The 17,394-nt window shown below is 65.9% G+C and carries 18 protein-coding genes and 1 pseudogene; 8 read left to right on the top strand and 11 right to left on the bottom strand.

Annotated features, from left to right (window positions below; genetic code table 11):
• Window positions 1-413: 413 nt before the first annotated feature.
• The 5 genes and pseudogenes from ACIQCN_RS11930 to ACIQCN_RS11950 form a co-directional block, all read right to left on the bottom strand.
• Window positions 414-875, bottom strand: a pseudogene (locus tag ACIQCN_RS11930) (DNA polymerase IV); the annotation flags it as partial.
• Between the two features lie 186 nt (window positions 876-1,061).
• Window positions 1,062-2,525 (bottom strand): amino acid permease, encoded by a 1,464-nt coding sequence (locus ACIQCN_RS11935; protein ID WP_400611243.1) that lies wholly within the window; start codon window positions 2,523-2,525, stop codon window positions 1,062-1,064.
• 189 nt (window positions 2,526-2,714) lie between these two features.
• On the bottom strand, window positions 2,715-3,587 hold the full coding sequence (locus tag ACIQCN_RS11940) for a metal ABC transporter permease (RefSeq protein WP_400611143.1): 873 nt from the start codon (window positions 3,585-3,587) through the stop codon (window positions 2,715-2,717).
• On the bottom strand, window positions 3,587-4,348 hold the full coding sequence (locus ACIQCN_RS11945) for a metal ABC transporter ATP-binding protein (protein WP_400604863.1): 762 nt from the start codon (window positions 4,346-4,348) through the stop codon (window positions 3,587-3,589). The genes ACIQCN_RS11940 and ACIQCN_RS11945 overlap by 1 nt, the downstream gene beginning before the upstream one ends.
• The gene (locus ACIQCN_RS11950; RefSeq protein ID WP_400611145.1) at window positions 4,345-5,334 is read right to left on the bottom strand and encodes a metal ABC transporter substrate-binding protein; all 990 of its coding nucleotides are present in this window, start codon (window positions 5,332-5,334) and stop codon (window positions 4,345-4,347) included. The genes ACIQCN_RS11945 and ACIQCN_RS11950 overlap by 4 nt, the downstream gene beginning before the upstream one ends.
• 84 nt (window positions 5,335-5,418) lie before the next feature.
• Between ACIQCN_RS11950 and ACIQCN_RS11955 the strand changes: the two genes are divergently transcribed.
• The 5 genes from ACIQCN_RS11955 to ACIQCN_RS11975 all read left to right on the top strand — a co-directional run bounded on the left by ACIQCN_RS11955 (window position 5,419) and on the right by ACIQCN_RS11975 (window position 9,817).
• Window positions 5,419-6,180 carry a lysostaphin resistance A-like protein gene (locus ACIQCN_RS11955; protein ID WP_400611146.1) on the top strand — a complete coding sequence of 254 codons (762 nt, stop codon included), beginning with the start codon at window positions 5,419-5,421 and terminating at the stop codon, window positions 6,178-6,180.
• An 80-nt stretch (window positions 6,181-6,260) separates the two neighbouring features.
• Window positions 6,261-6,701 (top strand): VOC family protein, encoded by a 441-nt coding sequence (locus ACIQCN_RS11960; protein WP_400611148.1) that lies wholly within the window; start codon window positions 6,261-6,263, stop codon window positions 6,699-6,701.
• Between the two features lie 22 nt (window positions 6,702-6,723).
• Entirely contained in the window at window positions 6,724-7,677 is a 954-nt protein-coding gene (locus ACIQCN_RS11965) for a 1,4-dihydroxy-2-naphthoyl-CoA synthase (RefSeq protein ID WP_400604871.1), read from the top strand.
• Between the two features lie 13 nt (window positions 7,678-7,690).
• Window positions 7,691-8,860 carry an AMP-binding protein gene (locus ACIQCN_RS11970; protein ID WP_400611150.1) on the top strand — a complete coding sequence of 390 codons (1,170 nt, stop codon included), beginning with the start codon at window positions 7,691-7,693 and terminating at the stop codon, window positions 8,858-8,860.
• A 75-nt stretch (window positions 8,861-8,935) separates the two neighbouring features.
• Window positions 8,936-9,817, top strand: coding sequence for a 1,4-dihydroxy-2-naphthoate polyprenyltransferase (locus tag ACIQCN_RS11975; protein WP_400604875.1), 882 nt, complete (start codon window positions 8,936-8,938; stop codon window positions 9,815-9,817).
• Window positions 9,818-9,849: 32 nt separating this feature from the next.
• On the opposite strand, the gene ACIQCN_RS11980 is transcribed toward ACIQCN_RS11975, so the two are convergent.
• Complete coding sequence (locus ACIQCN_RS11980) at window positions 9,850-10,161, bottom strand: DUF4229 domain-containing protein (protein WP_400611152.1); 312 nt, start codon at window positions 10,159-10,161, stop codon at window positions 9,850-9,852.
• Window positions 10,162-10,222: 61 nt separating this feature from the next.
• Between ACIQCN_RS11980 and ACIQCN_RS11985 the strand changes: the two genes are divergently transcribed.
• Window positions 10,223-10,630, top strand: a complete 408-nt coding sequence (locus ACIQCN_RS11985; RefSeq protein ID WP_400611154.1) for a PLDc N-terminal domain-containing protein — start codon at window positions 10,223-10,225, stop codon at window positions 10,628-10,630.
• Window positions 10,631-10,663: 33 nt separating this feature from the next.
• Here the strand turns inward: ACIQCN_RS11985 and ccsB are convergent, their stop codons facing one another.
• The 5 genes from ccsB to ACIQCN_RS12010 are packed head-to-tail and all read right to left on the bottom strand — an operon-like array spanning window position 10,664 to window position 15,574.
• Window positions 10,664-11,767: a c-type cytochrome biogenesis protein CcsB gene (ccsB, locus tag ACIQCN_RS11990; protein WP_400611156.1), complete on the bottom strand. Its 1,104-nt coding sequence runs from the start codon at window positions 11,765-11,767 to the stop codon at window positions 10,664-10,666.
• Window positions 11,767-13,491: a cytochrome c biogenesis protein ResB gene (locus ACIQCN_RS11995; RefSeq protein ID WP_400611157.1), complete on the bottom strand. Its 1,725-nt coding sequence runs from the start codon at window positions 13,489-13,491 to the stop codon at window positions 11,767-11,769. The genes ccsB and ACIQCN_RS11995 overlap by 1 nt, the downstream gene beginning before the upstream one ends.
• Window positions 13,491-14,246: a cytochrome c biogenesis CcdA family protein gene (locus ACIQCN_RS12000; protein ID WP_400611158.1), complete on the bottom strand. Its 756-nt coding sequence runs from the start codon at window positions 14,244-14,246 to the stop codon at window positions 13,491-13,493. Before ACIQCN_RS12000 ends, ACIQCN_RS11995 begins: the two co-directional genes overlap by 1 nt.
• 6 nt (window positions 14,247-14,252) lie before the next feature.
• Window positions 14,253-14,891 carry a TlpA family protein disulfide reductase gene (locus tag ACIQCN_RS12005; RefSeq protein ID WP_400611160.1) on the bottom strand — a complete coding sequence of 213 codons (639 nt, stop codon included), beginning with the start codon at window positions 14,889-14,891 and terminating at the stop codon, window positions 14,253-14,255.
• A gap of 2 nt (window positions 14,892-14,893) precedes the next feature.
• Window positions 14,894-15,574 (bottom strand): histidine phosphatase family protein, encoded by a 681-nt coding sequence (locus ACIQCN_RS12010; RefSeq protein ID WP_400604886.1) that lies wholly within the window; start codon window positions 15,572-15,574, stop codon window positions 14,894-14,896.
• Window positions 15,575-15,783: 209 nt separating this feature from the next.
• Between ACIQCN_RS12010 and ACIQCN_RS12015 the strand changes: the two genes are divergently transcribed.
• Window positions 15,784-16,332, top strand: coding sequence for a YceI family protein (locus ACIQCN_RS12015; protein WP_400604887.1), 549 nt, complete (start codon window positions 15,784-15,786; stop codon window positions 16,330-16,332).
• A gap of 194 nt (window positions 16,333-16,526) precedes the next feature.
• Window positions 16,527-17,339 carry a hypothetical protein gene (locus ACIQCN_RS12020; RefSeq protein WP_400611162.1) on the top strand — a complete coding sequence of 271 codons (813 nt, stop codon included), beginning with the start codon at window positions 16,527-16,529 and terminating at the stop codon, window positions 17,337-17,339.
• The last annotated feature ends 55 nt before the right edge of the window (window positions 17,340-17,394 follow it).

Raw genomic sequence — 17,394 nt, forward strand, 5'->3', positions numbered from 1 at the left:
ATGGGCAGTGTGAGAACTTCCATCCTGGAAGACCTCGACGTCTATCCACGAACCAGCCGCCGACCCTCGACTACACCCTCAACTGCGAAGAGCCGTCAAAGCAGGAGATCTCTCAGCTTTCGAACTGGCCACTTGGCCTATATTGGAGCCTCTTCGATCAACGGTAACCGAGCACGTAGCCGGAAGAGATGAGGATCCTTCGCTCAAGGAGGATTGAACCACCATGCCCACCCCGCTGCCTATTCGTGTGCGGGTTGGCTCCCGTTGTCGGCCTGGGTCTTAGTCTTCACAGCGCGATCAACCCATGGGCGCAGAGGCCCCGGGAACAGGGCATTTGTCCATGCATAGTCCCGAAGTATTGCGGGCAGCTACGTCAGCTAGGTACGCAACGGCTAGGCGGTGCATTTGTAACTAGCGGGATTGCCGAACGTTGTGGCCACCTTGGCACGGACCAGGGTGTCACCGATGCCCACACTGCAGTGCAGACGGGTCGCCCCAAGTACAGCGTGCTGCAACTGCCGGGCGTAGGCCTCCGGATCCTCTGCCTGCACGCCGACGAAGGCTTCATCCCAGCCGAGCACCTGGACGGTGGCACCGGGCTGCGAGCGGAGGATCGCCATGACCTGTTCGGACGCCGCGAGGTAGGCCTCCTGGTCGACGGGCAGGATGACGGCGTCGTGCACTTTCCGCGCAGCGATCCGCAGGGGCATTCCCGAGCCGACGCCATAGGCACGGGCTTCGTAGGATGCCGTCGACACCACTGCCCGCTCGGTGGGATCACCGCGGCCGCCAACAATCACCGCCTTGCCCGCGAGCTCGGGCCGGCGGAGTACTTCCACAGCTGCAATGAACTGGTCAAGGTCCACATGCAGCACCCAGGGTTCGCCCACAAGGCCCAGTCTGCCCCTGCGGCGTGCTCCACACCACCGCCCCCATCGATTGCTCCGTAGCGGTCCTTTTGACACCCCAAGACGGCAGTTGCGGAGCAATCGATTCCGGAAAACGCCAACGGCGGACCGCCCGGGAAGGGCGGCCCGCCGTCGTCGTCATTGCGGAAAGCGTTAGCTGAACAGCGCCGACTTCGGTTCGTTGTTCCTGACCTTCCGCCAGCCCAGCCACAGCAGCAGCGAGAACAGCGGAATGGTGGCCAGGGTCCAGAGGCCGAGGTGGAAAACCTCGCCGGACTTGCTGGTCATCGTGTCGAACCCGATCAGGATGGTGATCACCAGCAGGGAGGCCAGGCCCACCCAGCTGCTCCACACGCCGCCCGGTGCGGGCAGGGCAGAAACCTTGCCCTTCTTTGTGCGCAGCGCGATCTGGCTGGCGAAGATGGCACCCCACGTGAAGATCACGCCGATCGAGGCGGAGTTGAGGGCGAGATCGAACGCGTGGGAGCCGCCAAGCCAGATGTTCAGCATGATGCCCACCAGGTACACGGCGCCGATGGCCAGGATGGCGGCATACGGCACGTGGTTCTTGGACATTCGGGTAAGCCATTCCGGGGCGTGCCCGTTGTTGGCCATGGTGCGGAAGATCCGGCCGATTGAGTAGAGGCCGGAGTTGCAGGAAGACAGCGCAGCGGTGATGACGATCATGTTCATGACGTCACCCATCCATGCCAGGCCCATCTGGCCGAACACGGTAACGAACGGCGAGGTGCCGGCCACGTACTGGTCCGAAGGCAGCAGCATCGCCAGCAGGGTGACGGAACCAACGTAGAACACCACAATGCGGAGCACGACGGCGCGGATCGCCTTGGGCACTTCCTTCGCCGGATCCTGCATTTCGCCGGCGGTGATGCCAACGAGTTCAATGCCGTTGTAGGCAAAGATCACGGCGTTGAGCACCAGAATCATGACCAGCGCGCCCTTGGGGAACATGCCGCCTTCGGCAGCGAAGAGGTTGGCCACCGAGGCGTTGCCGTCACCCACCTGGGCGTTGGTGATGACCATGAAGGTACCCACGGCCAGGAAGATGACGATGGCACCCACCTTGAGGCAGGAAGCCCAGAATTCGAACTCGCCAAACGCCTTGACGCTCAGGAGGTTCACGCCCACCAGGAGGAGCAGCGCCGCGATCGCAGACATCTCGACCGGAACGTTGGGGAAGAAGAACTGGAAGTACAGGCCGATGGCGATGAGTTCGGCGATGCCGGTCATGGCCCAGTTGATGAAGTACATCCAGCCCGACAGGTACGCGCCCTTCTTGCCGAACATTTCGCCGGCGTAGCTGACGAAGGAACCGGAGGTCTGGCGGTACATGATGAGTTCGCCGAGGGCGCGCATCAGGAGGTAGGCGATGACGCCGGCAATGGCGTAGGAGAAGATCAGGGCGGGGCCGGTGGAGGCCAGCCGGCCGCCGGCACCCATGAAGAGTCCGACGCCGATGGCACCGCCCATGGCGATCATGGTGACCTGGCGGCCACTCAGCGCCTTCGCGTAGCCCTCAGCGCTGAGGGAAGAGTCGGCGGCTGTGGATGGCGCCGCGGCGTTCTTAAGTTCTGTTGGGGTTTGGGACACAACTATTCCTTGTGGGTTGGGGTTTTCGCCGCATCCGGTGATAGTATGACCTGGCTCACATATTCGGTCTTTTGCTCGTCAGGCATCCGTTTATGAGCGCAATTGGGCACACCGCCGAAGCTCAAGCGGCCTATCCATCCTACAAGAAATTTCGTATACCACCGTGACCCGGGCTACAGCCCGCGGTGGCTGGGCTCACGCGGGGCCTGCGGGAACCGCCTGCCGGCGGCGCCTCGCTTTGGCCAGACGGGTACCGATGAGCCCTTGGCGGGGGCTGAAAAGGTACACCAGGGCGAACACCGTGCCCTGCGCCAGCACCACCATTGCGCCGGAGGCGGTGTCCAGGTAGTAGCTGAGATAGATGCCGGCCACCGAACATACTGCGGAAATCGACGGTGCGATCAGGAGCATCCGCGAGAACCGGTCAGTCAGCAGGTACGCCGTGGCGCCCGGGATGATCAGCATGGCCACCACCAGCACCACGCCCACGGTCTGCAGCGCAACCACCGAGGTCAGGGCCAGCAGGCCTAGCAGGAGCGCCCCAAGCCGCCGGGGCGAGAGCCCGATGGCGTGCGCGTGGGTGGGATCAAAGGCGTACAGCGTCAGGTCGCGGCGCTTCAGGATGAGGACCACCAGGGCCACCACGCCCAGCACCAGCACCTGGATGAGGTCCGGGACACTAACCCCCAACAGGTTGCCGAAGATGATGTGGTTCAAATCCGTCTGGCTGGGCGTAACGGAGATCAGGACAAGGCCCAGCGCGAACAAGGAGGAAAAGACGATGCCGATCGCCGCGTCCTCCTTGACCCGGGACGTATTGCGGACCACCCCGATCAGCGTCACGGCCACAAGCGCGAAGACCAGGGCTCCCAGCGCGAACGGCGCACCCACGATATAGGCCAGGACCACGCCTGGCAGGACCGCATGGGACACCGCGTCGCCCATAAGCGACCAGCCGATCAGCACCAGCCAGCAGCTCAGCACGGCTGAGACGACGGCGGCCAGCACCGTGGTGAGCAGGGCGCGGACCATGAAGTCGTAGCCCAGGGGTTCCAGGAGCAGTTCCATCAGGCCGTCCGCCCTTCCGCACGGCGGGCATCCCGGTCCAGGACATCAAGCCCGAACGCCATGGCCAGGTTTTCGGGCTGCAGCACTTGTTCCGGCGGCCCGTGCATGAGCACCCTGTGCATCAGCAGCACCGCCTCATCACACAGCCGAGGCAGGGCGTGGAGGTCATGGGTGGACACCAGGATGGTGCAACCGTCCGCTGCAAGCTCGCGCAGCAGCCGAGTGATGGTGGCCTCGGAGCGCTTGTCCACACCGGCGAACGGTTCGTCCAGCAACATGGTGGTGGCACCCTGCGCGATGCCGCGGGCTACGAAGGCGCGCTTCTTTTGCCCCCCGGAGAGCTGCCCGATCTGCCGGCCGGCGAAATCCTGCAGTTCCACACGCTCCAGCGCTTCATCCACCGCAGCCCGGTCCGCCTTCGATGCCCGGCGGGTGAAGCCCTGGTGACCATAGCGGCCCATCATCACCACGTCGCGGACGGACAAGGGGAACTGCCAGTCCACGTCCTCGCTTTGGGGCACGTAGCCGATCCCCCCTTCCCTGCGCGCCCGGGACGGCGGCTGTCCGTGGATCCGGACCGTCCCGGCGTCGGGCTTCACCATTCCCATGATGACCTTGAAGAGGGTGGATTTGCCGGAGCCATTCATCCCCACCAGCCCGCAGACCCGCGCCGGCTCCAAGGCGAGGGATGCTGAATCCAGCGCCAGCACTTCGCCATAATGGACGGTGACGTGGTCCACCAGGATGGCAGGGTGCGTCATGATTCGGCTCCGGCGAGAGCCTTGATAATCACGTCCGCGTCGTGGCGGATGAGGTCAAGGTAGGTGGGAACGGGCCCATCCGCTTCGGACAGCGAGTCGACGTAGAGCGTCCCGCCGAATTCCGCGCCGGTGGCCTCAACCACCTGCTGCATGGGCGCGTCGGACACGGTGGACTCGCAGAAAACGGCGGGAACCCGGTGCTCCTTGACGTATTCGATGGCGCGGGTGATCTGCTGCGGGGTCGCTTGCTGCTCGGCGTTCACAGCCCAGATATACACCTCTTTAAGCCCTGCGTCGCGCGCCAGGTAGGAGAAGGCGCCTTCGCAGGTGACCAGCGCCCGCTGCGATTTGGGCAGGGCGGACAGGCTCTTGGTCAGCTGGTCCTGCACCGCCTGCAGCTCCGCTTTGTAAGCCTCCCCGTTGGCCTTGAAGGCGGCAGCGTTCTCCGGGTCCAGGTCGGAGAAGGCCATGACCATGTTGTCTACGTAGATCTGCACGTTCAGCGGAGACATCCACGCATGCGGATTCGGCTTGCCCCGGTAGGAGTCCTCGCCGATGTCCATCACTTCAACTCCGTCGCTGACCACGGCATGGGGCACGTCCAGTCCCTCCACGAACTGGGAGAACCAGGCTTCCAGGTTCAGGCCGTTGTCCAGGATCAGGTCAGCCTTGGACGCCTTGCGGATATCCCCGGGGGTGGGTTCGTAGCCATGGATTTCCGCGCCCGCCTTGGTGATGGACTCCACCGTCAGCTTGTCCCCCGCAACGTTTCGGGCGACGTCGGCCAGCACCGTGAAGGTAGTGAGGACCACCGGCTTGCTGTCCCCGCCGTTCCCCTCGGCGCCACCTCCGCAGGCGGTGAGGACCAGTGAAAGTACCACTGCGGCAACGGCCGCGGCGCGCAGGCGCACGTGCTGGAGCGCACGGACCTGGGACCGCCGGTTCGGGACGGCTACTTTGGCGCACCGAAACATATTTTTAGGCATACCGAATATTCTAGTTGACGCGGGTACGGCGGGCAACGCGGCGGCGTCCAGCCGGCGTCCATGCAACGGCGATAGGCTGGGCCCATGCCTACTGCCCGCCGTCTCCCGCCGGCACCACATCCCCGTATGTACCGTTTCTCGTCCCTGGATTACTGGGCCCTGGGCGCGTACGTCGCCATCGGAGTGGTGTTCGGGATAGCGGGAGAACTGCTGGCCCCGTTCCTCAGCAGCCTGGCTCCGTCCCCCGCCGCAGTCTCCTACGCGGTAAACCTGTTGTTTTATGCCTCCGTAGGCATACTGGCGCTGCTTGCGGCCCGCAAGGTGGTGCGCCGCGACCTCGAGGTCCTTGCCACGCGCCCGTGGTTCACCCTGCTGATGGTGCCGGCCGCCGTCGTCGGAATGCTCATCCTGACCGCCCTCCTGGTCTCATGGGGCGGCGAAACGGAGACATCCGCCAACCAGGAAGGCCTGCAGGAACTCATGCAGCAGGTCCCGGGCTGGCTCATGGTGCCGCTGCTGGTGGTGGTGGGGCCGTTCGTCGAGGAATACATCTTCCGGCACCTGCTGATCGGCAAGCTGGGCCGGCGCCTGAACGTCTGGATCTGCTGCACCCTGTCCGTCATCCTGTTCGCCGGCATCCATATCGCCGGCCAGGAGGCCATCACCCTGACCGCACTGCTGCCCTACCTGGCCATGGGGGCAACCCTGGTATTTGTGTATGTCTGGACCGGAAAGAACCTGATGTTCTCCTACTTCGTGCACGCCGCGAAGAACCTCCTGGCCGTTGTATTCATCTATGCAATCCCGCCCGAGGTCTTCGATCAGCTGCAGCAGGTCCAGCCCTGACCCGCTCCTCCGAGTGCGGCGCGGGGTGGAAGCACATTTCGGGGGTTTCGCACCGGCGACTGCAGCCGTAGCGTGGGCGCATGGGACTCAATATCCAGATCGTCGTGGACTGCCGGCACCCGCACCAGCTCGCGGATTGGTGGGCCGAAACACTGCAGTGGTCCGTGGAGGCGCAGGATGCCACCTTCATCCGCTCCATGGTCACGCAGGGGTACGCCAGCGAAGACCAGACCATGATCCACCGCGGAAACCTCGTGTGGAAGGACGGCTCGGCCATCCGCCCGCCCGAGGAAGTCGACGCAAAGGCTCCTGCCCGGCGCATCCTTTTCCAGACCGGCACGGAGGTGAAGTCCGTCAAGAACCGGGTGCACTGGGACGTTAACCTGGCCGGTAAGGACAAGGACCAGGCCCGGCACGAGCTTGAGGCGCGGGGCGCCACGTACCTGTGGTCTGCCAGCCAGGGGCCGCATTCCTGGCACACCATGGCGGACCCCGAAGGCAACGAGTTCTGCATCAGCTGAGGCCGATTACTAGACTTGAACGGTGAGCAATCAAATCCCGGCCAAAGTGTCTGACGTTTTCGATCCCACCCGCTGGCGCGTGGTGTCCGGCTTTGAGGACTTCCAGGACATGACGTACCACCGCCAGGTGGAACGTGATTCCGACGGTGGCCGGGTGCGCGACCTGCCCACGGTCCGGATCGCTTTCAACCGGCCCGAGGTCCGCAACGCCTTCCGGCCGGGAACCGTGGACGAGCTATACCGCGCCATGGACCACGCCCGGATGACGCCGGATGTCGCCACAGTGCTCCTCACCGGCAACGGGCCCTCCCCCAAGGACGGGGGCCACTCGTTCTGTTCCGGCGGTGACCAGAGGATCCGCGGCCGGGACGGCTACCGCTATGCAGACGGCGAAACCCAGGAGACCATCGATCCCGCCCGCGCCGGGCGCCTGCACATCCTGGAAGTCCAGCGGCTGATGCGCACCATGCCCAAGGTCGTCATCGCCGTCGTCAACGGATGGGCAGCCGGCGGCGGGCACTCCCTGCACGTGGTCAGCGACCTGACCATCGCGTCCCGCGAGCACGGCAAGTTCAAGCAGACAGACGCCACGGTGGGCAGCTTCGACGCCGGCTACGGCTCCGCCCTGCTGGCCCGGCAGATCGGCCAGAAGGCCGCCCGCGAGATTTTCTTCCTGGCCCGCGAGTATTCCGCCGAGGATATGGTCAGGATGGGCGCCGTGAACGAGGCCGTTGACCACGACCGCCTTGAAGAGGTCGCCCTGGAGTATGCGGCGGACATCGCGCGCCAGTCGCCGCAGGCCATCCGGATGCTCAAGTTCGCCTTCAACCTCGCCGACGACGGACTGGCCGGCCAGCAGGTCTTTGCCGGTGAAGCCACCCGCCTGGCCTACATGACGGATGAGGCCGTGGAGGGCAAGGAGGCCTTCCTGCAGAAGCGCGACCCCGACTGGTCCAGTTTCCCGCACTACTTCTAAGGCAGGAACGGCTATGAACAGCGAACCGTCCGCCGGAGTCCCCCTCAATGTCGAACCGGCACTGAGGGCCCTCTCGGCCGCCCTCCACGGCGAGGGTCCCGCCGTCGAACTTTCCGTGGACGCCGCGGGCGGGCTGGTGGTGGGACACGTGGACACGCCCGGCTGCGACGACGCCGTGGTGGTGGTCCGCACCTCCGGGTCCACGGGCGCGCCCAAGGCCGCCGTGCTTACTGTCGAGTCCCTTGCTGCGTCCTCGATGGCTACCGCGATCGCACTCAAGGGCGAAGGCCAGTGGCTGCTGGCGCTGCCCATCCAGTATGTGGCCGGCGTCCAGGTACTGGTCAGGTCGCTTTTCGCCGGCACCCGGCCATGGGTGATGGACATGTCCGGCGGGTTCACCCCCCGGGCGTTCACCGCGGCGGCGCTGGAACTGACGGACACCGTCCGGTTCACCTCGCTGGTCCCCACCCAGCTCCAGCGGCTCCTGCAGGACCCTTCAGCCGACACGCTCGCCGTACTGCGCCGCTTCAACGCCGTGCTGTTGGGCGGAGCGCCGGCACCGTCATCGCTGATGGCCGCCGCCCGCGACGCAGGCGTCCGGGTTATCAGCACCTACGGCTCCGCGGAGACCTGCGGCGGCTGCGTCTACGACGGTTACCCTCTGGAGGGCGTCTCCGTGCGCGTGGACCCGGACGGCCGGATCCTCCTGGGCGGCGACACCATCGCCGCCGGGTACCTGGAGGCGCCGGACCTTGAAACGGGCACCTTCTTCGAAGAGGACGGCGTGCGCTGGTACCGTACCAGCGACCTGGGCCGCCTGGACGACGACGGCCGGCTCACCGTGCTGGGACGCGCGGACGACGTCATCATCACCGGAGGCATCAAGGTGTCCGCGGCACGGGTCCAGGAAGAGCTGGAAAAGTCCGACGGCGTGGGCGCGGCTTTCGTGGCCGGCGTGCCGTCCGCTGAATGGGGACAGGCCGTGGCCGCCTATGTGGCGGTGGCGCCGAACGCGGACCCGGAAGAGCAGGGCACCGCGCTGGAAGGGCAGTGGCACAACACCCTGGGCCTGCTGGCCCCCAAAACCGTCCTGGCCGCACCGGCGCTGCTCATGCTGCCCAATGGGAAGCCCGACCGGCTGGCCATGACCGCTGAACTCAGCGCGCGGCACCGGGGAAAGTAAAGTGGACCTGCACCATCGCGGCGGGAGCACCATCCCTGTCCTGCCGTATTTCCGAGCCAACACGAGGTACTGACCGTGGCCACAGCCGCACAATGGATCAAAGGCGCCCGCCTTCGCACGCTTCCGGCTGCGATCGCGCCGGTGCTGATCGGTTCCGCCGCCGCCTACGAGATGGATTCGTTCCTTCTGCTGAATGCGATCCTGGCGGCCCTGGTGGCGCTTCTCCTGCAGGTAGGCGTGAACTACGCGAATGATTACTCGGACGGAATACGCGGCACCGATGACGACCGGGTGGGCCCCCTGCGGCTTGTAGGTTCCGGCGCCGCGGAACCGGACCACGTCAAATATGCAGCCTTCGGCGCATTCGCCGCGGCGATGGTCTTTGGACTCATCCTGGTGGTGATCACCCAGAGCTGGTGGCTGCTCCTGGTGGGGCTGGGCTGCGTGATGGCTGCCTGGGGCTACACCGGAGGAAAGAACCCCTACGGCTACCTCGGTCTGGGCGACGTGTTCGTGTTCGTCTTCTTCGGCCTCGTGGCCACCTTGGGCACCACCTACACGCAGGCCGGCCAGGTCAACCTGCCCGCCATCATCGGCGCGGTGGGCACCGGCCTGATTGCCACGGCGCTGCTGATGGCCAACAACGTCCGGGACATCCCCACCGATATCCAGGCCGGCAAGAAGACCCTCGCTGTCCGGCTGGGCGACAAGCATGCGCGCGAAAGTTACGTGCTCATGCTCGCCGTGGCCATCCTGCTGGTGGTGGTGCTGGCTCCGGGCCGGCCGTGGATGCTGATCGTCCTGCTGCTCATCCCGGCCTGCCTGATGCCGGCCTGGCTCATGATCAACGGCCGCAAGCGCAAGAGCCTGATCCCCGTCCTGAAGCAGACCGGGCTGATCAACCTCGGATACAGCCTGCTCTTCTCAGCCGGACTGGTGCTCAGCCACGGGTTCTAGCGGCTCGGGATCGATCAGTACGGCGGGAGGCGTTACGGGTTCTTGCGCTCCGTGGCGTCGTTCCGGATGGTGACGCCCGGGTTGGAGTCCAGCAGCGTGTCCTCAGCGTCCGCGTCCTGGACCTCGCCGGCGGAACGGATGGGCTTGGCCTTGCCGGAAAAGCGCTGGTGCAGTGCGGCCGCAGCTTCGTCGCGCTGCTTCTGGAAGAACAGGTAGCTCACCGCGAAAGCGATGAGCGCAGCTGCCACCACGGACATCAGTGCGCCCAGCTGCAGGAACAGGAAAAGCACGAACATGGGCACAAAGAGCGCCAGGCGGATCAGGGAATATTTCAAAAAGGCCACTATTCAAGTTTAGTCGCCCCCGCCGGAAGCCCTTGCTCCCGCGGGCGATAGACTTGATGGCATGCTCATCCGTGTGGCTCTGGCCGTCGCTGTCCTCGTCATCTTCGTGTATGGCCTGGTGGACGTGATCCGCACTGACGCCCGCCTCACCCGGGGCATCTCCAAGCCCGCCTGGATCGTAGTCATGATCGTGCTGCCGGTCCTGGGCGCCATCCTGTGGCTGCTGATGGGCCGGCCCCGCGGCGGTTCGGCCAGGCCGCAGGAGTACCGTCATCCCACCGCGCCGGACGACGACCCCGACTTCCTTCGCAACCTTGAGGCACGCCGCCGCAACCAGGCGGAGGCGGCCCGCCTGCAGAAGCTCAAGGATGAACTTGACGCGAAGTCACGGGAGCAGGGCGGCGGCAAGGATCCCCGCGATACCGGCGACCGGGATGCCGGCGCCCAAGGCCCGGACGGGACGCCGTAGCGCCCCGTTATGCAGGCTCGCCCCGCAGGAGCCCTACAGCCCTGAGTACGAGTGGAGCCCGTTGAAGAACTGGTTCACGATGGTGAAATTGAAGATTACGCACAGGTAGCCCACAATCGACAGCCAGGCCGCCCGGGTTCCGGTCCAGCCGCGCGTGGCGCGGGCGTGCAGGTAGCCGGCATAGACCACCCAGATGACGAACGTCCAGACTTCCTTGGTGTCCCAGCCCCAGAACCGGCCCCAGGCCTTCTCTGCCCAGATGGCGCCGAACATCAGCGTGAACGTCCAGCCGATGAAGGCGATGGCGTTGATGCGGTAGGAGAGGTTTTCCAGGCTCAGTGCGGACGGCACCAGGCGCATGAAGCCGAGCTTGTCGGCTCCGCCGGCGGCCACGGTCTTCTGCCGGTGTGCCTGGACCAGCTGCAGCGCTGACATCGCGAACGTCAGCGTAAACAGGGCGGACGAAAGCACGGCGATGGACACGTGGATGATCAGCCAGTAGCTCTGCAGCGCCGGGACCAGGTGGCCCACCGGGGTCCAGTACGCCACGGAGGCGGCCACCAGCATGATGATGCCCAGCCCCACCACGAAAGTGCCCAGGAAGCGCAGGTCGCGGCGGATCAGCGCCAGCAGGAACACGGCGATGGCCACGAACGCGCCGGTGGTGAGGAATTCGTACATGTTGCCCCACGGCACGCGTCCGGCGCCGATGGCGCGGGTAACCACGCCGGCGCCGTGGATAACGGCGCCCAGGACGGTCAGGGCGACGGCGACCCGTGCGGGGGCGCGGCGTTCGGCTGCGTACTTCATGTCGGCGTCAGCCATGGCCACGCCGGTGGCGCCGGCCGCCTTGGCAACGGACGACGACGGCCGCTCCGCACGTCCCGCGGGCCCGTCCAGGCGGGACGCACCGGAGTCCGCCTCGCCGCCCGCCGCTGCGGCGCCGGCCCCCACGACGGCCGGAACAGCAGCCTGTTCTCCCGCCTGTGCGGCCTTCAGGTCGATGGCGCGCAGTGCCTTGCTGCTCTTGGCCAGGTCCCAGGCGAAGGCGATGAAGGCAACGGTGTAGGTGCCGGCCGCGAGCAGCATGAAGAGCTCGCTGTACTGGCCCATGGTTTCGTTGATTCCGTACGGCATTACTGGTCCTTTTCGGGCCCTGCGGGGCCGGCTGGGGTGGAGGTGGAGGAAGGTTCTGTGGCAGCGGCGTCCGGATCCAGCTGCCATTCGGCGGCCAGCAGCTTCCGGATGGTGTCGGCTTCTCCGGCCAGCCTGTGGTCTTCGCCCCGGGCCAGGAGTCCGTATTCCACCATAGTGCGGCCGTCCTCGGAGGTGCCGGCGCGCACCCAGACGCGGCGGCGGTTGACGTAGAGGGAGGCGACCAGGCCCGCCACTGCCAGCAGCGCGAAGATCAGCGCGTACATCTGGCCGGGGTTGTGGTGGATGTCCACGCCGATGTAGCGCTTCACGCCGTCGAAGCTGATACTGCCCTTGCCGTCCGGCAGGGTGTAGCTGGTGCCCGGAGCCAGGGTGATGCCGCCGGCATCCAGGTTCCGGGCGTTCAGCGGCGTCAGCTCCGCCACGTCCAGTTCGAAGACGTTTTGCGGTGCGCCGGCGTCCAGGCCCAGATCGCCGTAGAACGAGTTCAGGGTCAGCTGCGGGTTGAAGAGATCCGGGTCGCCGCTGAAGGACACGCCCTCATCCGTGACGAACGCGGTGGGCAGGAAGAAGCCTACGAAGCCCAGCTGGTCCGGCTTGGCGTCCGGGACCTTGATGACCACGGAGGAGTAGTAGTTGTCGCCTTGCAGCTTGGCCACCACGGGGCCCTGCATGGCCACGTTGCCTTCGCCGTCGCGGATGGTCACCACGGGCGCATAGCCGTTGCCGGTCAGGTAGATGCTGGTGCCGCCCAGGCTGACCGGGTCGTTGACCTTCAGGATTTCCTGCTTGGCCGGCGCGTCCGGGCTTTCCCTGGTGGTCACCGCGGCGGAGAAATCGATGGGCTGGCCGAACTTGCCCTGCGATTCACGGTCGAACGTGATGTCGAACTTGTCCAGCTGGACCGAGTAGGGCTCCAGCTGGCTGGACTGGAAGTTGGTGCCGGGCGTGAACTGGTCGTAGCCCACCAGGGTGTTCACGAATGTGTCGCCCTCCACCAGGATGCGCTGGCCGCTGTAGCCGAACAGGCCGCCGGCGGCCACGGACACCAGCACGCCGATCAGCGACGTGTGGAACACCAGGTTGCCCACTTCCTTCAGGAAGCCGCGCTCGGCCCCCAAGGATGGCCGCGCGCCGTCGTCGTCCCTCACCTCAACGCGGTAGCCGCGCTTCTTCAGCAGCGCCGCGGCACGGTGGATGGCGTCCGACGCCGGGATCCCGGCGCGGGCGGGAATGGCCAGGGTGCCGTACTCCGGCAGGCGGGACAGGCGTTTGGGGGTACGCGGCGGCTGGGAGCGCATCGCCTTGTAATGGGCGATGGCGCGGGGAACCACGCAGCCTATCAGGGAGGTGAAGAGCAGCAGGTAGATGGCGGAGAACCAGACGGAAGAGTAGACGTCGTAGAGCTGCAGCGAGTCCAGGATCCTGCCGTAGTCGGGGTTGTCCTTGATGTATTGGGTGACCACGGAAGGGTTGGCGGGCCGCTGCGGGAACAGGGATCCCGGCACGGCGGCCACGGCCAGCAGGAGCAACAGGAACAGCGCCGTGCGCATGCTGGTCAGCTGGGTCCACGCCCAGCGGAGCATTTCCCGGGGGCCGAGGACCGGCACCGCCGCGTCCGGCTTTGCGCCGGCCCTTGCGTCTTCGGCGTCAGGCTTCGGACCGGTCACGGCAGACTTAGCTTCTTCGTTCACTCGCTCGCTCATCAGATTGGCAACTTCACGTCGGTTTGGAACCAGTACTGCAGCCCGGTGACCCAGGTACCCCACACGCCGCTGGCCATCAGCAGTCCCAGCAGCACCAGGATGCCTCCTCCGGTGCGCTGGATGGCCACGCGGTGCTCGCGGAAGAACGCCATCACGCCCATGCCGCGGCGCAGGCCCAGCGCAATCAGCAGGAAGGGGATGCCCAGGCCCAGGCTGTACACGAAGGCCAGGAAGGCGCCCTTGGCCGCGGATGAACCGCCGGAGAGGCTCAGCAGTTGGACCGCGGAATAGGTGGGGCCGATGCACGGCGCCCAGCCGAGCCCGAAGGTCAGGCCCAGCAGCGGAGCTCCCCACAGGCCGGCCGGCGGTTTGGCGTGAATCTTGGCGTCACGCTGGAACCAGCCCAGGCCACCCATGAACACCACGCCCATCATGATCACCACGATGCCCAGGAGCTGGGTGATCCACGCGTTCTGGCTGCCCGTGACGAGGGTACCAAGCTGTCCGAAGGCGCCGCCCAGCAGGACGAAGATGGCGGAGAAACCCAGGACGAACAGCCCGATCCCGGCGAGCATCCGGCCGCGCTTCTGCTTCTGCAGGTCCACGCCGCTCAGGCCTGTGACATACCCCAGGTATCCGGGGACCAGGGGCAGCACGCACGGGGACAGGAAGGAGACCAGTCCGGCCAGCAGGGCCACCGGGATGGCCAGCAGCAGCGAACCGTTGAGGATGGCTTCGGCGAAGGGGCTGTTCACGGCCGGCTACTCTGCCACGGCCGCGGCGATGAGGGCCTTCAGGGTGCCGCGCTCGATCTCGCCGAGCACGCGGGCGGACACCCGGCCCTGCTTGTCCAGGACCAGTGTGGTGGGAACCGCTCCGGGCGGGACGAGTCCGGAGACGGCCAGCAGCACTCCGCCGTCCTTGTCGTCGAAGCTGGGATACGTGAGGCCGAAGGTCTTGTCGAACGCTTCCGCGGTGGCTTTCTCGTCGCGCAGGTTCACGCCGAAGAACTGGACCCCCTGGTCCTTGAATTCCTGGTGCAGCTCCTCGAGGATGGGGGCCTCCACCCGGCAGGGTGCGCATGCGGCGAACCAGAAGTTCAGCACCGTGACCTTGCCCTGGAAGTCCGCAGGGGTGATGGCCGTGCCGTTGAAGAGCGTTCCGGTGACCTGGACCGGGGCCTTGCGGTCCGTTGCGGCGAACTCGGTCACGGAGCCGTCTCCGGCCACGTAGTTCTTGTTGTCCCCGGCGCGGGCCTGCTTGGCCAGGGCGTCTTCCTGGGCACACGCGGACAACCCAAGGGTCAGTGCCGCCAGGGTGAAGCCGCCGGCGGCCAGTACGCTGCGCCGGGAGGCGAGGGGCCCGGCGCTGCGGGGCTTGCTGCTGTTGCTGTCAGTCACTATCAGGCTCCAGGGGTGCTGGCCGCACCCGGAAGAAGGGAGGCCGCCGGCTCGGTGTACTCGACGCGCAGAAGCACGCCGGCGTCGTCGAACACCAGGGAGGTGATGGAGGTCAGCGTGCACTCGCGCTTGCGCGGGTCGTGCCACAGCGGTTTGCCCTCGGCGCTGAGCCGGGTGGCCCAGATCGGGAGCTGGTGGCTGACCATGATCGCTTCAGGACCGGCCGTGCCGTAATCGCTGCCGGCAAGTTCTATTGCACGCAGGCGCGCTTCCTGGACCGCATCCATGACACGGGACGCCTGCTGCTTGTAGGGCTCGCCCCAGGACGGGCGGAGGGGGTTGACCAGGTGTGGCCAGTGCTTGGGCTTGCGGAGTTCGGCCTTGGTGACCTTCAGGCCCTCGAAGTAGTTTTCCGCCTCGATGATCCGTCCGTCAGTGTGGATCTCCAGTCCCAGTGCCTCTGCCGTGGGGCGGGCTGTCTCCTGGGCACGGTCCAGCGGGGACGCTGCCAGGTAGGTGATCCGTGCCCCTGCGGCGGCCCGCCGGGCGAAGTGCTCCGCGAGCATTTCAGCCATCCGGCGGCCCAGCTCCGAGAGGTGGAATGCGGGCAGCCTGCCGTACAGCACGCCGTCAGGATTATGGACCTCGCCATGGCGGAGCAAGTGGACAGTGGATTGGGGCATGTTTACCAGTTTCTCAAAGATGGCGTGCGATCCGAAATCTTCTACACCCGGTAGAACTCAGGATTTTGCAAAAAAGTTCCCGCCCGGGGGAACAAAAGATGCAAATGCATGTTTATACTGAATGCAGCGGTTAGTTGAGGCTTCAACAGATGAAGCGTCAATGGCCTCAACGCAGACAGCACAGCACTTCCACCTCAAGGAGCATCACCATGGCACTTCCCGCAGACGTCACCACCGGCACCTGGATCCTGGACAACTCCCACAGCGAGATCGGATTCACCGTCCGTCACGCAGGCATCAGCAAGGTCCGCGGCCAGTTCACCGAAGCGGCAGCGACCCTCGAGGTTGCCGAGGACGTCGTCGACTCCAAGGTCAACGCCACCATCCAGACCGGCAGCTTCGACTCCGGCGACACCAACCGCGACGGCCACGTCAAGGGCGAGGACTTCTTCGACGTGGAGAAGTTCCCCGAGATGACCTTCGTCTCCAACGGCCTCGTGGCCAAGGGCAACAGCTACGAGCTCTCCGGCGACCTGACCATCAAGGGTGTCACCCGCCCGGTCGTCCTGGAAACGGAGTTCAACGGCGTTGCTGTCGACCCGTTCGGCAACACCCGCGCCGGCCTCTCCGCTGAGACGACCATCAGCCGCAAGGACTTCGGCCTCACCTGGAATGCTGTCCTCGAGACCGGCGGCGTGCTGGTCAGCGACAAGGTTGCCATCAACCTGGAACTGGCCTTCATCGCCCCCGCAGCATAAGCAGCTTTCTCCCAATTGCATCAGCACCCCGGGCACCCGGCTTCAGCAGCAGGGCGCCCGGGGTGCTGTGTTTAAGCGGGTTATCCCCACAACGCGACCGTGCAGGGGTACGGTTGAGCTAAGCCATGCCGGGGGTAGGGCAGGATCGATCCCGGCAGTACCGTTTTGGAAGCATTTCTGGAAAAGGACCGCCCATGAGCACTCCGCCCGTCCCCCCGCCGCCCGGCCCGAACGATCCCCGGCATGGGGACAGCTCAGCGAACCAGCCGCCGCGCTATGGCGAAAATGCCCCGCAGTACGGGCAAAACGCCCCCCAGTACGGGCAAAACGCTCCCCAGTACGGCCAGAATGCCCCGCAGTACGGACAGAATCCGCCGCCGGCTCCCGGTTATGGGCAGCAGCCCGGAGGCCAGGCGCCGTACGGCCAGAATTCCCCGCAGTACGGCCAGGCACCCTACGGCCAGTCCCCTTACGGGCAGCAGCCGTATGGCCAGTCCCCCTACGCCCAGTACCCCTCCGAGCAGCCCAACGGCGGCGGCAAGGGCCAGGCGCCGCAGCTGGTCAATGTTTCGTTCTGGCTGCTCATCGCGTCCGGGGCCATCTTCCTCATTTCGCTGCTGACGGGCCTGGGAGACCTGGACAACCCCATGTTCCGCGAGGAATTCGAGCGGCAGCTCGAAGGCAGCGGCAACGCGGTCAGCTACGACGACATCAAGGGCCTTATCGCCGGCACCATGGTGGTGTTCGGCATCATCGGCGTGGTCCTCTACCTGCTGGTCGCCGTCTTCGTCCGCAAGGGCAAGAACTGGGCCCGCATCCTGGGAACCGTCTTCGCCGCGCTCTCCGTGTTCGGACTCTTCGGACCGCCCACCATCGCCACCCTGGGCACGGTCCTGGGCATCGTCGCGATCGTCCTGCTCTACCTGCCGGCAACTGCTCCGTACTTCCGCCAGCAGCCGTTCGCCAACCCCTACGGCGGCGGCATGGGCAACCCGTACGGGCGGTAAAGCCCGCCCGCAAACACCAGCACCCTGTAGCCAAACCTGCACGCTTCAACAGGCG

It is taken from the genome of Pseudarthrobacter sp. NPDC092424 (assembly GCF_044754925.1).
Lineage (GTDB): Bacteria > Actinomycetota > Actinomycetes > Actinomycetales > Micrococcaceae > Arthrobacter.